Raw genomic sequence first — 13678 nt, 5'->3', positions numbered from 1 at the left:
TGCTTGGCTTTCTCTATTTTCACTGCTCCTCAAATTCCTGATCGAAAATTGCCAAACCTTTTATCATACCATAGAAAACTTTTGCAAGAGTTCTCATGATTTTTATCCCCTCAACACTTGTAATTTTACCTGCTTTAGGGAATGAAGAAGGCAGGAGGCAGTGTAGTAGGCTTCTCTTTTTTTCTACGAGAGGCTGCGCCAACGATAAGACCTACACTGATTGCAGCACACCTGTGGCAGACATTTTGGAATGGATCTTCCTTGCTCCCTAGCGATCGCAATTACTTCCTGATATCCCGCCTCAACCATTGCGATCGCTGGTGCTAAACAAAGCTACTTGCAAGTGTTCATCCACCCAACTGCGATCGCGTTTTCCTGCCGATACCAACTACCTTCTGCCTAAACGTCTCGCTTTTCAGTTTGAGCTTGTTATTTATCCTCAACATAGATTTTTATTCAAATGTTGCCAAATTAACTTGAGCAATTTTGTTGAGTAAGCGTTCACGATGCTTTTGAACAAATTCAGCCAATAATATTGGTTGTTTGCCTGTAATCTGCTCCACAGTGTTGACAAGCGGCATAGCATTTTGCCTTTGAATCAGCTTCGCCAATCCAATTAGATGCTCAATCATTTCTGGATTAATCCGAGGATTCTCTCTAAGGTGCTTGCGCCACTCGTCAAACTCTAAATTCTCAAACTGAATTGGTTTACCTAGAACGCTGGAAAATATGCGAACCACCTCAGCCAAAGGTATGCGCTCATTTGCAGTAATCGGTACAACAGAGCCAAAGGAAGTATTTTTTGTCGAGAGTAGTTTTGCACTCACTTGTGCCATATCTTCAGCTGCTAGCCATGTTATAGAATTATCTCCAAAGGAATTAGCAATTCGCCCTTGAGTGATGATGGACTGCTCACTAAAAAGCAAGATGTTTTCAAAGAAAAACCCACCCCGCAGATGTACGCAATCGAACCCTGCCCAGGTCAAAATTTGCTCTGACATCCATTGCGCTCTTGCCAAGGGACTGGGACTAACTGGATGTGATGCTCCCATTGAGTTATTGACAACATACTCTAGTCCAGATTCACGCCCCACGGCGGCGAAGTTAGTTGTTGCCTCAACGATACCGCTAGCTACTGGATAGCAAAAGTAGGCCTGTTTCACACCTGCAAGCGCTTGAGCAAGTGAGGGATAGTTGTGAAAATCTGCCTCCACAACTTCTGCTCCCATCTTTTCAAGAAGTAAACTACGCTCGTCTTTGCGGCGAACCATAGCCTTTACAAAGAAGCCTTGGCTCCTCAAAATTTCCACAATGCGAATGCCAGTGCCACCATGTCGTCCAGTAGCACCTGTAACTAGAATACTTGGTTTACTCATTTCAAATCTCCTTCAGAAAATTAAAGCATTTATGAATAACAGACCGAACAGTCTGTAATAACTCAAAAAAATATCAAAGGTATTTCTAATTGTTAAATTTTCGGAATCCCTTGTTGATACTGTAAATATTTATTCTGTAATTCCTCTGGAATGGGGATAAGACGACTATTTTGCAAATTGACAAAACCACCCTTCTGGGTAGCTACTGCTGCTAACTCATTGTTAGATAAAATTTCAGCTTGCACAGTCCACTTCAACCGTCCTAAATTACTCAGCCATAAACGTCCAATTACTTGATCAATCATCTTTATCGGACGTTTATATTCAATTTCTGTTCCAGCTAGAATCGGTGTATATCCTTGCTCAATTTGTTGATTGAGTTGCCAATGTTCATCTAAAAATTTTAAACGCAAATCCTCTAGCCATCTGATATACACAATGTTACTCACGATTCCCATAAAATCAATATCATAAGTTCTTACAGGAATCGCCAATACTATTTCTAATGGTCTATGTAAGTTGTTATTTACTAGCATTATTTCTCCCAGAATTTTTAAGACCGATTGGCTTGTAAGATGGTAAGAATATTCATCTATTTTACGTATGAGTAATTATTAATTGTCTAATAATCCATTAGCCACATATAGTTTCAAACTTCTACTTTGTAGTTTAAGATTAACTCGTCACCAGGCAAACCTCTAATACCCCAGTGATATTTAGGCGTTTCAAAAATGGTGATTTCAATGTCATCCACAGCAATATTCAAATTTTCATTAATATTTTCAATCAGTAGGCGAATCAACTGTTTTTTTGTCTCCACCGAGCGTCCTTCAAACATACTAATTTCAATAATCAGATAATTGTCTGATCTATCAGATGGATAGTAAAAATCTGATTTATCCAATGGGAAAAAACGGTGAAATCTTTTTTCAGGGGTAAGCTGTAAAACCTGAATAACAGAGGCATGGATTATATTTGATAGCTCTATTTTTACAGGATTTAATTTTTCTGCTAAACCATATACCTTGATTTGTGCCATACCTTTAAAGTTCAGGAGTATTGAGTACTATTTCGGTGAGTTTCCAAATATTGATTCAGGTGATTAATTACTCTGTGCATGTGAATTGAATCTCCATAAAGCTTGCTCATCATTACGGCTCCTTCTAACGTTGCAATGATGATGGTAGCGATTTCATCAGCACTCACTTCCGGGCGAATTTCACCCTTTTCAATTCCCGTTTCAATAATTCGATGAATTAGATGCAGCCACGAGTTCATCGCTTGTTGAGCGCGTTCTCGCAATGCCGGATGAGCATCATCACTTTCTACAGCAGTATTCAGCAATGGACACCCTCCCTTAATCGGTGGATTTTCTGCAAAGCTACTAAATACCCCAATGATTGCTTGCAGCCGTTCTACTGCGTGGCGTTTGCTTCGTAATGCAAATCTAGTATGCTGTTTGATATGAGCGATCGCAAAGTCAAAAGCCTGTAGTGCGAGATCATCTTTGCTTTGAAAGTGATTGTAAATTCCTCCTTTTTGCAATCCAGTAACACGCATAATGTCAGACATCGATGATCCTGCATACCCCTGTTGGTTAAACAATTCGGCTGCTTGCTGGAGAATTCTGCTTTTTGTTTCTTCGCCTTTGGACATTGGGTATTGGGGACTGGGGACTAGGGATTGGGGATTGCTGTAAATAAAACATTACAGACCGAACGGTTTGTTTGAATTATCAATGAGATTTGCTTGTAAGTCAAGCATTTTTCAGCGCTAAGTCAATAAACGAGGCACTGGGCATTAGTTATTTCCCTAATCCCCAATCTCCAATACCCAGTCCCCAATACCCAGTCCCCAGTCCCTAATCCTATGCTGAGAGAGTTAAAATCTGTTCAATTACCTGAGAATTAACATCTTTATATTCTCCCAAAGCTACAGTACCGCGTTTTTCAAAGCGCTCAATAATTACAGGAACAGTATCGAGTCGAACACCATAATCAGACAAGCGCGTGCGTACACCAACGGACTCGAAGAAATTACGGGTTTTAGCGATCGCTTCAGTAACCCGTTCTTCTTCACTACCATCGACAATTCCCCAAACTTGCTCGGCATATTGTAAGAGTTTTTGCCATTTGCGATCGCGCCTAATTGTCAAGGTGCTAGGTAGTACAACAGCCAAAGTTTGAGCATGATCCAAACCATGCAGTGCTGTCAATTCGTGCCCAATCATGTGAGTTGCCCAATCTTGGGGTACTCCTGCACCAATTAACCCATTTAGTGCTAGCGTTGCAGACCACATCACATTAGCCCGTGAATCGTAGTCTTGAGGATTCGCTAGCGTTTTTGGCCCTTCCTCAATTAGCGTTTTCAAAATTGATTCAGCTAATCTGTCTTGTACTGGTGCATTAACTGGATAAGTCAAATACTGTTCCATCACATGGGTGTAAGCATCGACAATTCCATTGCTAATTTGCCGCACAGGTAGAGAAAAAGTTGTTTCTGGATCGAGAACCGAGAAACGGGGAAATACCAAAGGACTGCTAAAAGCTAATTTTTCTTGAGTTTCCCACTTAGTCACAACCGCATTCGTATTCATTTCCGAGCCGGTTGCAGGTAAAGTCAAAACTGTACCAAAAGGTACAGCAGCCTTTACAGGTGCATTTTTGGCGAGGATGTCCCAAGGGTCGCCGACAAAGGGAACCGCAGCCGCAATAAACTTAGTGCCATCAAGAACTGAACCGCCACCGACAGCAAGTAGAAAGTCTATGCCCTCATTCCGCACTAGTTCAACCGCTTTTAAGAGGGTTTCCAGGTGAGGATTGGGTTCGATTCCACCAAACTCAAGGACATTTCGTCCAACCAATGCAGACTTAACCTGATCGTAGACACCGTTAGTTTTGATGCTACCTCCACCATAAGTAATCAGAATTTTGGCATCAGCAGGAATTTCAGCAGCAATTTTGGCAATCTGACCTTTGCCAAACAAGATTTTGACAGGGTTGTAAAAAACAAAGTTTTGCATGAGTGATTAGGCTAGGGAATCGGATTTGACTTCGAGTATTGTAATCATTTTCACGGCGTTAGTTAATTGGAGTGGGGAATGGGGAATGGTGTAGTTTATTTTCCTTATTCCCTTGTCCTCTTCTGGTGAATTATCCCTATGGTGATTAACTTGTAAGTAATTTTTCTAACAACCAGTCCTAAGAAATTTAACTGACTGCGGAGTATTAACTAGATAATTGAGCGATATACAACGCGAATACGCTGGACGTTTAATCATGATTACGAGTAAAATACGGTAAGTGCATCGCCTTACGTGCTTTTACATGTAAAACCGCAGAAAAACCTAGTTAGAAGTTGAGTTTAGCAGGGCAACTGACCCATAAGCAGTTATCAAAGTCTGTTTGAGCTAAATGCCAGTTGTCATGCTTGCAAAAACTTCCAGATAGGTTTGAAGTTATCCAGGAATCCTCTGCCCTAACTTTTAGCTGGATAACCTTTGTGTCACTCATCTCTTGAGAAACACAATAACTCACCATAACTAGCTCTGTCTACCACTGGGCTATAGTTTGGCTGACTTGCTGCTTTCTAGCAGTGAAACTAAAGCTGAATTGAAATTCTAGCTGCTCGTAGTTAAGTCAGTAAAAAGTTATCAAGGCTTCGTTTGGGGATTTAAACCTTAACTGAGGCTGCTCACTTCTAGAAGTGGGAGACTCAACAAGATTCTGATAACTGATAACGAATTGTTGAAACCCCCGAAGAGTATGCACTATCTATTACTACCGTTCTTAAGCTTTTTTGTTGGCATCATCGTTGGTTTGACGGGAATTGGTGGAGCCTCTCTCATCACGCCAATGTTGATTTTTGTTTTTCAGGTTCCGCCTTCTATCGCTGTGAGTTCTGATGTTGTGGCCGCTACATTGATGAAAGTTGTTGGTAGCGTCAAGCATTGGGAACAGAAAACCCTTGACACAGAAGTTGTCAAATGGCTGGCCTTCGGGAGTGTTCCAGGCTCACTGTTGGGGGTGGGGATTTTGCACTTCATTAAACGTACAGGTGATTACAACCTAGATAGCATCTTGCTCCGTTTGCTTGGCGGAATGATTTTGCTAGTCACAGTATTAGCACTAGTGCAATTGTTGTTGTTGACTTTTTTCCCCAAATTTAATTTACCCGAACTGCCAAAGTTAGACTTAGAAACTAACTTCGGTCGATTTGTAACAATTAGTTTGGGAGCAATTTTAGGCTGTTTAGTTGGTCTAACCAGTGTCTCCTCAGGTTCAATGTTTGCCTTAGTGCTGATTGGGTTTTTCCGCCTTGATGCCCGAAAGTTAGTGGGTACAGATATTTCACACGCAGCAATTTTACTGCTGTTTACAGCCCTTGGTCATCTCAGCTTGGGAACAGTTGATTGGAGTTTGGTAGTGCCTATATGGCTAGGTTCTGTACCTGGGGTGTTACTAGGTGCTAAAGTCTGCGAGGTAGCCCCGCAACGTCCGTTACGGTTTATCATTTATGCCATTTTGATGATGGTGAGTTGGAAATTAGTTCATCAGGTGTAACCAATTTGAGATTTTCAATTCCCAATCCAGCATTCAACATCCAGCATCCACCGTTGATTAACTTCTCACCCAAGGTAGTAGAGTGAATGTACCTCGGTCATACATAATAAACAGACCCAAGGCAATTAAGACAAAAGGTACAACAGCTTGGCCGTAGCGATTTAAAAGATCGGCAATGGTAGGTTGACGGCTTAAAAAATAAGCGATCGCACACCAAATCCCTACCATGATAAAAAATACACTTATAATTACTCCCAAGCTGGCAAGATTGTGACCAGCGAACAAAGGGACATATACACTAATATTGTCACCACCATTAGCGATCGTGACTGCTGCCACTTTATAAGTTTGGCGGTGTAAAATACTCAAAACAAAAGACAGTACCGGGTTAGTAGATGTGGGCTGGTTAAAATCACTACTGACTGTCTGAACTGTGATAGTATCTTCTTCTTTATATACTAAGTGGTGAATTCCAATACCAATTGGTAGCAATCCTAGCAATCCTATCCATTCTCGCTGTATAACTAATCCACCAAAAAATCCTGGTAAGCTAGCGATGATAATAGCTGCAAAACCCAGATATTGACCGAGTAAGATATGCCGCCGCCGAAAATTACCATCTACCTGTGAAAAAAATATTAACAAGATAATGATGTCATCTATATTGGTGGCGATGAAGGCAATTATCCCTTCACTGAAAGCTGTCCCTAGCTTACTCATGCTGGATTTTTAGAATCTACGATTTATAACCATACCAAATTAACCTTCTAGCACAACTAAGCTTTAATATAGACAAAGTGATTATTCAATGAATTTCACCGATTTACGAGATTTATTGCAAAAATTCAGATCCCAATGCAAGCAATAGCAAGCAAAAAAATAGTGCATTAGACGTAGGTTGGGTTGCGCTCCGCTCCACCCAACAGATATCAGGATGTTGGCTTTGGCAAAGCCCATTGGTGTCAACTTAACATGAAAGCAAGTCTAGAACTAGCTTTTAGATTGCCTCGTTCCCAGTCTCCGACTGGGAATGCTCGTCGTTGAGGCTCCGCCTCTCGAACTCGCGGCAGAGCCGCTTTTGAGTTGCATTTCCAGCCTCCGGCTGGAAACGAGGTTTTAAGGGAACTCCAAGAAATAAATTATCCAATATTGATTGTGGGGTGGGCATCTTGCCCGCCCAGTCTGTATGGCTCTCGTGTCGCCCACCCCACAAGAGTTAATTGCATATTTTTTTATTTGGAAGTCTCTAAAGGAGTTTCAGCTTAAGTTGATACCAATGCACAAAGCCTCCAACGCCACTTGCTACAACGCTCTTAACCCGCAAGGGCGCTGTGGCTCCTGAACCGACAATTTTTTTTCTTTTTTTTCCAACATTTTAGCCTTGATACGCCAATTTCTTTGCATTCTTCTCTTTAGAATGCTTCTCTAAGAGAGGCTTTGGGTAGCCTGCTTCCAGATAAAAGTATGTCTATATTTCTCTTAAAATATGAACGAGTTACTTACTGCAATTACTACAGGGGCAATTACGTTCATTGCCACTAATATTGATGATATTGTCATTTTATTGTTGTTTTTTTCCCAAACAAATCCTAACTTTCGACCCAAGCATATAGTTACTGGTCAATTTCTAGGTTTTACAGTTCTGTTAATTTTGAGTCTTCCTGGTTTATTTGGTGGGTTAGTATTCTCAAAAAGCTGGATTGGATTACTTGGTTTACTACCAATGTCTATAGGTATCAGTAGCTTAGTGAATCGGGAAGAAGACTCAGCAAAAGAAGTTATAGATACAACAGAAGCAGATGAAGCATCAATAATTACTAATTTTTTTTCTCCCCAAGTTTATAGTGTGGCAGCCGTGACAATTGCCAATGGTAGCGATAATATTAGCGTCTACATTCCTTTATTTTCTACCTGCAACTTAGAAATTTTTTTAGTAATTATCGGATTATTTTTTCTATTATTAGGAGTTTGGTGCTACGCAGCCTACAAATTAACTAATAACAGAGTCATAGCTGACATATTGACTCGTTACGTTAATAATCTTGTGCCTTTTGTTCTTATAGGATTAGGCACTTTTATTGTATTAAAAAGTGAAGCTTTAAGTCCAATAAAGCTAGCTGCTAGTAGTGTCTGTTTAATGATTTTAGTAAAAAATAATGAAAGTGCCGATGAAATTAGCGAAAAGTCTAGCAGTTGACCAAGCCAGTTTTAGATTTTGATTTAGATTAAAAATCCTCACATCTCGCACCTAGCCCTAGCGATTAGGGAAATTGAAGAAATAAATTATCTAATATCGTGGGGTGGGCGACACGAGAGCCATACAAACTGGGCGGGCAAGATGCCCACCCCACAAGAGTTAATTGAATATTTTTTTATTTGTCAGTCCCTTAGAAATTGCGGCTATACAAACTAAGTCCACCTACGCAAACTAACGCAAAATCAAGGACTTTCAACCTGCGGAGGCAGGTTTTGTCTCGTGTAGCCGCGACTTTTAATCCCTGGTGCAAGATATAAAAATCTAAAATCCAAAATCTAAAATTGGTATGGGAAATTAAACTTTACTCAACCACTCATTCTCTTCTGGATCTTTGAATAGTGAGGTGCTGAGGTAGCGTTCGCCAAAGCTAGGCTGGATCATGACGATGAGGCGACCTGCATTTTCTGGTCGTTGTGCCACCTGAATAGCGGCATATAAAGCAGCGCCAGTAGAAATCCCCGATAGCAATCCTTCTTCTTTGGCGAGGCGACGGCTGTAAGCGATCGCTTGTTCATCCGCTACCTGAATCACTTCATCTACTACTTCTGGACGGTAAATTGCTGGGACAAATCCCGCGCCGATACCCTGAATTTTGTGAGGCCCTGACTTCCCACCTGTTAATACCGGACTACTACTTGGTTCAACTGCGATCGCTTGAAAACTCGGCTTCCGTTTTTTAATAACTTCTGCAACTCCCGTAATCGTCCCACCAGTACCCACTCCCGCTACGAGAATATCTACTTCTCCATCGGTGTCATTCCAAATTTCTTCGGCTGTGGTTTCGGCGTGAACTTTTGGGTTTGCAGGGTTACGGAACTGCTGTAACATATAAGCATTGGGCGTTTGAGCTAAAATCTGCTCTGCACGACCGATCGCTCCTCGCATCCCTTCTACCCCTGGCGTTAACTCTAATTGAGCGCCATAAGCTTTGAGCATAGAGCGTCTTTCGTGGCTCATTGTGTCAGGCATCGTTAGAATGAGATGATAACCCTTAGCGGCCGCCACCATTGCCAGCGCAATTCCTGTATTTCCAGAAGTCGGCTCTACTAAAACAGTTTTCCCTGGGTGAATCAAACCTGCTTCTTCCGCCGCTTCCACCATACTCGCGCCAATCCGGTCTTTCACAGAAGATGCTGGATTCATGCTTTCTAGCTTCACCACAATCCGAGCAACCGCTCCTGAAGCTTGGGGAATCTTGTTTAATTGAACTAAAGGAGTTCGGCCGATTAACTCTGTGATATCTTTCGCTATCCGCATGGGGGTACTCCGTCGTGTCTAAATATAATACATTGGACTCTGTTGGGCGCGAGTTTCTCTTTCGTCGCACAAGTTTTGGAGTGTATAACGACCCAAAACTTCTATTGAGGCAGCATTAGCTTGCTCCCAAACTTCATAAACCAGAGTCTTTTCCAGAGTCGGAGAGTCAGAAGTATCTTTCTCTTTCCGCTCACCTTCTACCAAAGTGACAATTTCAAGTATTGTAATCTGCCAAGGTTCACGAACTAAAACGAAACCTCCTTTAGAGCCGCGTTGACTCTGCACTACACCAGCACGCCGGAGGTTGGTCAAAATTTGTTCCAGATAGCGCTCAGGTATAGGTTGTTTGGCAGTGATCTCGCTCATGGTTAAAGGAAGTTTTTTTCCGTGGTGGCTTGCCAGTTCTAAGAGTGCCAGCAGTGCGTATTCCACTTTGGAAGACAGATCCAAGAGAGCGTAGTTTTGGCTATTCAAGACTGTACTCAATATACTACGGTGATTTGAGGGACTTATCGCAGTTTATGCGAAATTAATTTTTTTCAACTGTGGAATGTGATAGCATCCCACTTATTACCCACAAAAACACTATACTCTATCGACTTACCGTAGATTATGATCTGAAAAAATTCCCATAAATTACTTGAATCTTTTTGTGGGAATCATCCTGAGTTTCTGTTTGCAGAACCTCACCTACCAACAAAAATCTCAACAGAGTATGCTACTAACTGATTTGCGAACCATTTTTGAGCGTGACCCAGCAGCCCGTAACTGGCTAGAAGTATTGTTCTGTTACCCTGGACTCCAAGCCTTAATATGCCATCGATTGGCACACTGGCTATATAAAATTGGCATTCCCTTTATACCAAGATTCATCTCTCATATTAGTAGGTTTTTAACCGGAATTGAAATTCATCCTGGGGCATTAATTGGCCAGGGAGTGTTTATTGACCACGGGATGGGAGTAGTGATTGGTGAGACTGCGATCGTGGGTGACTATGCTCTGATTTATCAAGGTGTCACCCTTGGCGGTACTGGGAAAGAAAGCGGCAAACGCCATCCCACTTTAGGCTCTCATGTGGTTGTAGGAGCGGGTGCAAAGGTATTGGGAAATATTCAAATTGGCGATCGCGTCCGTATTGGAGCCGGCTCAGTAGTGCTACGGGATGTTCCCAGTAATACTACTGTAGTTGGCATTCCAGGGCGCGTGACTCGTCAGAACAACTTAAATACCAATGTTCTGGATCATGATAAAGTCCGAGACGTAGAAGCTGAAGTTATCCGTGCTTTATTTGAACGTGTCAAGTCTCTAGAGAAACAGTTCGAGCAGTTGTCAGATCAATCAAGTTTATCCCCAACTGAACTTGGTAACGAAGCAACCAACAAGTCTAAGAGCAAAAATTCTGATGGGATGATTGAAGATTTTCTGGATGGTGCAGGAATTTAATTTAAGGAATGGGGCATGGAGAAGAGAAAGAGACAAGGGAGACAAGGAAGAGGGGGGAGACAAGGGAGAGACTTGTTCAATAATTCCCCCTTGTCCCCCTTGTCTCCTTGTCTCCCTTCTTTAAAATACCCATAGGTTCTTATAACCTGATATAAATGTAATACTACGGTTAGTTTATCGGGGAAGAGTGTTTACAATATGGTGTCTTTGTACACAAGCTTATCTAGTCTAAGCAGTAATAATACTAAGCAAATTTTTGCCCGTAGGTCATTTTTACCAGAGCATCAAAACGGCCTTTGGAAGATTGAAACGGGTTTTGTTAGGACTTTTACCTATTTGGAAGATGGTACAACTGTCGCTCTGGGATTGTGGGGCCCTGGGGATGTTGTTGGTAGAACTTTGTCAAAATTAGAACCTTATCAGATGGAATGCTTAACTAAAGTAGAGGCGACAGTCTTACCTTTAGAAGAGTGGACTGAACTAACAGAAACTCTACTTGCCCATATCCAACAGGCTCAAGAATTGATGATCATTCGTAGCCATAAAAAAGTGGATACTATGCTCATCAAGCTGTTAGCATGGCTATCTAAAAAGTTTGGTTCGGAAGTTGAGAAGGGACGTTTAATAGATATGCGTCTGACTCATGAAGACCTGGCGGAAATGCTTGGTTCGACTCGTGTTACCATTACTCGTGTTCTTGGACAGTTTGAGCAAGAGGGCTTGATTGATCGTCTCTCCCTGCATCGAATTGTCCTAAAAGAAGAAGAAATTTGGTACTACGAAATTTAGATTATTTCAGTAACACCAGCTATCGCCGTCAGCATTGGGCTTGCCGACAATTCTAAGGTTTAGAGATTCCAGGTAGGCTAAACCGCTAGAAATTTGTGGCACTGTTCCCCGCAGTTCAATGTCAAAGCATCCTTCGCCATCTGTATTGGGTTGTAGCATCGCCTTGGTAATATTAACTACTAACCCGTAAGCAGAAATTAACTGCGAAATTACGGGCGCTTGTAGATAGCTTTTGGGAATATGTATTCGCAGACGAATCTGAGTGACTTGGCTTTTTTCATACACTGAAGAAACCATTGATAATCTGGTGTGAGAATTGGTTTTTTGGTTATTTCGTGCTGCCATTGGATAATGATAATTTTTTTAATTAGCGTAGGCGTAGCCCGTCGTAGACATCGCTACCAAGACAAATTCAGCCAAATTGTCCTTGAATTACGAATTATTAACTTAGCGATCGCTATAAACGCTAGACAAATCCAGCCAGATCGGTAGTCCCAGTTTTTCTAAATAACTCAGGCTAGAGTAAAGTTGCTTTGTTCTCCCCCACAAATCCAAGTCAAACCAGCCGTCATCTTGGGTATCGGGTTGAAGTATGGCACTGGTAATATTGACTGTTAATCCATAACGAGAAACTAACTCAGAAATCACCGGTTCTTCGTAATAAGATTTTAAGACGCACAGTTGCAAACGCAATCGATTGGTTTGACCCAGAGAAATCCATTGCTGGAATTGTTCTTGCCATTTATTTGTCAGCCATGCAGAGTCTTTGGGATTCAGTTTGGTAGCTGGATTTGGGAAAGGTAGAGTGTGCTGGTTGGATTGAATTTGGTTAGCGATCGCTAATTCCAGCAAATTCACTCCCAATCCTTGCAAGTAAGATAGGCTATTTGTCAGTTTTTGAGGATTTCCTGAAAGTTCTAAATCAAACCAGCCATCGCTGTCACTGTCGGATGTCAGGGATGCAGCTTTGATATTGACAGTTAAACCATAACGAGACACCAGTCGAGAAATTACAGGTTGCCTATGATACCTTTGAGGCACAAGGATTCGACTGTGGACTGAAGCGGGTTCTAGAGATTTACTTTCAGACATCAGATTAATTCCCAATCGCGATACCTACAGTGGGCTACGCTTACGCAATTTTTGGGTTCGGCAGAAAATCTTGCTGATGCTGTACCTGGTTGAATGTCAGTCTCATCAAGATTTTCATATTTCTAGCTTTGATAAAATACGATAAACCGATAGATTTTTTGTATTTTATTGTTATGTAAAGGAGAGTCTCACAAAGACCACAAAAAAACAATGAGTAAATTCACGTAATTTTTGCTCACTTTACGTCAAGTAATACCAATTTGAAAAATGATTGCGACAGATGCTTTTACACAACCCAGACACAGAGAGCGATTTCCAATCTAAAATCTAAAATCTAAAATTCAAAATGATAAGTAGTTAGGCAAAATTAATTACACAATGTCATTGCGAGCGATCGCAATGACTGTAAATATTTTTGTCCGACTACTGATTATTTGAGCTTAAAGCGGTAGCACATAAATTTGACATATCAAAAACACAAAACTGACATAAATTAAATTAAACCTTTTGCAAAAGCCAGCAGTCTAAATTTATAAATCAGTTAAATTACTGAAAACGAACTCACAAAGAATTTAACTGACTTAATCCAGATAGTTGAACAAAGGAAAAGTAGTTATGAAACGGATGCTTGCAGGTGTATTAGTTGCTTTACCACTGTTCATTGTTGCTATGCCAAAACAGGCATCAGCATTAGTTATCCAGCTTGGTGGACATCATCATCAAAGGTGGATTCCTGGGCATTGGGAGATAATACATCATCGGAGGGTATGGATTCGCGGTCACTATGAACGTTAGGAATAATTAAATAACATAAGACTGCTTGCAGAAGTAGAGGAAAGGGGTAAAGGTATGAAATTTTCCCTTACCTTTTAACCTTTCCCCAACATCTTGCAAAAGTAAC

16 protein-coding genes are annotated in these 13678 nt (G+C 41.3%); 6 read left to right on the top strand and 10 right to left on the bottom strand.

Annotated elements, in window-relative coordinates:
* Positions 1–141 precede the first annotated feature (141 nt).
* The gene (locus V7L31_RS00525; RefSeq protein WP_334694433.1) at positions 142–327 is read left to right on the top strand and encodes a hypothetical protein; all 186 of its coding nucleotides are present in this window, start codon (positions 142–144) and stop codon (positions 325–327) included.
* A 125-nt stretch (positions 328–452) separates the two neighbouring features.
* Here the strand turns inward: V7L31_RS00525 and V7L31_RS00520 are convergent, their stop codons facing one another.
* The 5 genes from V7L31_RS00520 to V7L31_RS00500 all read right to left on the bottom strand — a co-directional run bounded on the left by V7L31_RS00520 (position 453) and on the right by V7L31_RS00500 (position 4398).
* The gene (locus tag V7L31_RS00520) at positions 453–1376 is read right to left on the bottom strand and encodes an NmrA family NAD(P)-binding protein (RefSeq protein WP_334694432.1); all 924 of its coding nucleotides are present in this window, start codon (positions 1374–1376) and stop codon (positions 453–455) included.
* Between the two features lie 92 nt (positions 1377–1468).
* Positions 1469–1912, bottom strand: a complete 444-nt coding sequence (locus V7L31_RS00515; protein ID WP_334694431.1) for an acyl-CoA thioesterase — start codon at positions 1910–1912, stop codon at positions 1469–1471.
* Between the two features lie 113 nt (positions 1913–2025).
* A complete protein-coding gene (locus V7L31_RS00510; protein ID WP_334694430.1) occupies positions 2026–2415 on the bottom strand; it encodes a tautomerase family protein in 390 nt (129 codons plus the stop codon).
* Positions 2416–2426: 11 nt separating this feature from the next.
* Entirely contained in the window at positions 2427–3032 is a 606-nt protein-coding gene (locus tag V7L31_RS00505) for a TetR/AcrR family transcriptional regulator (RefSeq protein WP_334694429.1), read from the bottom strand.
* Between the two features lie 211 nt (positions 3033–3243).
* On the bottom strand, positions 3244–4398 hold the full coding sequence (locus V7L31_RS00500) for an iron-containing alcohol dehydrogenase (RefSeq protein WP_334694428.1): 1155 nt from the start codon (positions 4396–4398) through the stop codon (positions 3244–3246).
* A gap of 742 nt (positions 4399–5140) precedes the next feature.
* Between V7L31_RS00500 and V7L31_RS00495 the strand changes: the two genes are divergently transcribed.
* On the top strand, positions 5141–5938 hold the full coding sequence (locus V7L31_RS00495; RefSeq protein ID WP_334694427.1) for a sulfite exporter TauE/SafE family protein: 798 nt from the start codon (positions 5141–5143) through the stop codon (positions 5936–5938).
* A gap of 57 nt (positions 5939–5995) precedes the next feature.
* Here V7L31_RS00495 and V7L31_RS00490 read toward each other — a convergent pair whose 3' ends face one another.
* Positions 5996–6658 (bottom strand): cadmium resistance transporter, encoded by a 663-nt coding sequence (locus tag V7L31_RS00490; RefSeq protein WP_334694426.1) that lies wholly within the window; start codon positions 6656–6658, stop codon positions 5996–5998.
* A 766-nt stretch (positions 6659–7424) separates the two neighbouring features.
* Here V7L31_RS00490 and V7L31_RS00485 point away from each other — a divergent pair.
* Positions 7425–8135: a cadmium resistance transporter gene (locus V7L31_RS00485; protein ID WP_334694425.1), complete on the top strand. Its 711-nt coding sequence runs from the start codon at positions 7425–7427 to the stop codon at positions 8133–8135.
* A 354-nt stretch (positions 8136–8489) separates the two neighbouring features.
* On the opposite strand, the gene cysK is transcribed toward V7L31_RS00485, so the two are convergent.
* Both cysK and V7L31_RS00475 read right to left on the bottom strand, forming a co-directional pair.
* A complete protein-coding gene (gene cysK / locus V7L31_RS00480) occupies positions 8490–9452 on the bottom strand; it encodes a cysteine synthase A (RefSeq protein ID WP_334694424.1) in 963 nt (320 codons plus the stop codon).
* Between the two features lie 18 nt (positions 9453–9470).
* Positions 9471–9926, bottom strand: coding sequence for an RrF2 family transcriptional regulator (locus V7L31_RS00475; RefSeq protein ID WP_256875020.1), 456 nt, complete (start codon positions 9924–9926; stop codon positions 9471–9473).
* A gap of 241 nt (positions 9927–10167) precedes the next feature.
* On the opposite strand from V7L31_RS00475, the gene cysE reads away from it, so the two are divergent.
* Both cysE and V7L31_RS00465 read left to right on the top strand, forming a co-directional pair.
* On the top strand, positions 10168–10896 hold the full coding sequence (gene cysE, locus V7L31_RS00470; RefSeq protein ID WP_334694439.1) for a serine O-acetyltransferase: 729 nt from the start codon (positions 10168–10170) through the stop codon (positions 10894–10896).
* A gap of 198 nt (positions 10897–11094) precedes the next feature.
* Complete coding sequence (locus V7L31_RS00465; protein WP_334694423.1) at positions 11095–11685, top strand: Crp/Fnr family transcriptional regulator; 591 nt, start codon at positions 11095–11097, stop codon at positions 11683–11685.
* 6 nt (positions 11686–11691) lie between these two features.
* Here the strand turns inward: V7L31_RS00465 and V7L31_RS00460 are convergent, their stop codons facing one another.
* Both V7L31_RS00460 and V7L31_RS00455 read right to left on the bottom strand, forming a co-directional pair.
* Positions 11692–12030: an NIL domain-containing protein gene (locus tag V7L31_RS00460; protein WP_334694422.1), complete on the bottom strand. Its 339-nt coding sequence runs from the start codon at positions 12028–12030 to the stop codon at positions 11692–11694.
* Between the two features lie 102 nt (positions 12031–12132).
* Positions 12133–12777 (bottom strand): NIL domain-containing protein, encoded by a 645-nt coding sequence (locus V7L31_RS00455; protein WP_334694421.1) that lies wholly within the window; start codon positions 12775–12777, stop codon positions 12133–12135.
* Between the two features lie 615 nt (positions 12778–13392).
* Between V7L31_RS00455 and V7L31_RS00450 the strand changes: the two genes are divergently transcribed.
* Positions 13393–13572 (top strand): hypothetical protein, encoded by a 180-nt coding sequence (locus V7L31_RS00450; RefSeq protein ID WP_334694420.1) that lies wholly within the window; start codon positions 13393–13395, stop codon positions 13570–13572.
* The last annotated feature ends 106 nt before the right edge of the window (positions 13573–13678 follow it).

This window comes from Nostoc sp. (assembly GCF_036916655.1).
Classification (GTDB): domain Bacteria; phylum Cyanobacteriota; class Cyanobacteriia; order Cyanobacteriales; family Nostocaceae; genus Nostoc.
This window is presented reverse-complemented; position numbering and strand designations above follow the sequence as displayed.

Bases quoted from the DNA above. Each gene is read 5' to 3' on its own strand.
- V7L31_RS00510 (WP_334694430.1), bottom strand. From the start codon at position 2,415: ATGGCACAAATCAAGGTATATGGTTTAGCAGAAAAATTAAATCCTGTA.
- V7L31_RS00500 (WP_334694428.1), bottom strand. From the start codon at position 4,398: ATGCAAAACTTTGTTTTTTACAACCCTGTCAAAATCTTGTTTGGCAAA.
- V7L31_RS00460 (WP_334694422.1), bottom strand. From the start codon at position 12,030: ATGGCAGCACGAAATAACCAAAAAACCAATTCTCACACCAGATTATCA.
- V7L31_RS00495 (WP_334694427.1), top strand. From the start codon at position 5,141: ATGCACTATCTATTACTACCGTTCTTAAGCTTTTTTGTTGGCATCATC.
- V7L31_RS00455 (WP_334694421.1), bottom strand. From the start codon at position 12,777: ATGTCTGAAAGTAAATCTCTAGAACCCGCTTCAGTCCACAGTCGAATC.
- V7L31_RS00505 (WP_334694429.1), bottom strand. From the start codon at position 3,032: ATGTCCAAAGGCGAAGAAACAAAAAGCAGAATTCTCCAGCAAGCAGCC.
- V7L31_RS00450 (WP_334694420.1), top strand. From the start codon at position 13,393: ATGAAACGGATGCTTGCAGGTGTATTAGTTGCTTTACCACTGTTCATT.
- V7L31_RS00515 (WP_334694431.1), bottom strand. From the start codon at position 1,912: ATGCTAGTAAATAACAACTTACATAGACCATTAGAAATAGTATTGGCG.
- V7L31_RS00520 (WP_334694432.1), bottom strand. From the start codon at position 1,376: ATGAGTAAACCAAGTATTCTAGTTACAGGTGCTACTGGACGACATGGT.
- cysE (WP_334694439.1), top strand. From the start codon at position 10,168: ATGCTACTAACTGATTTGCGAACCATTTTTGAGCGTGACCCAGCAGCC.
- V7L31_RS00525 (WP_334694433.1), top strand. From the start codon at position 142: ATGAAGAAGGCAGGAGGCAGTGTAGTAGGCTTCTCTTTTTTTCTACGA.
- cysK (WP_334694424.1), bottom strand. From the start codon at position 9,452: ATGCGGATAGCGAAAGATATCACAGAGTTAATCGGCCGAACTCCTTTA.
- V7L31_RS00490 (WP_334694426.1), bottom strand. From the start codon at position 6,658: ATGAGTAAGCTAGGGACAGCTTTCAGTGAAGGGATAATTGCCTTCATC.
- V7L31_RS00465 (WP_334694423.1), top strand. From the start codon at position 11,095: ATGGTGTCTTTGTACACAAGCTTATCTAGTCTAAGCAGTAATAATACT.
- V7L31_RS00485 (WP_334694425.1), top strand. From the start codon at position 7,425: ATGAACGAGTTACTTACTGCAATTACTACAGGGGCAATTACGTTCATT.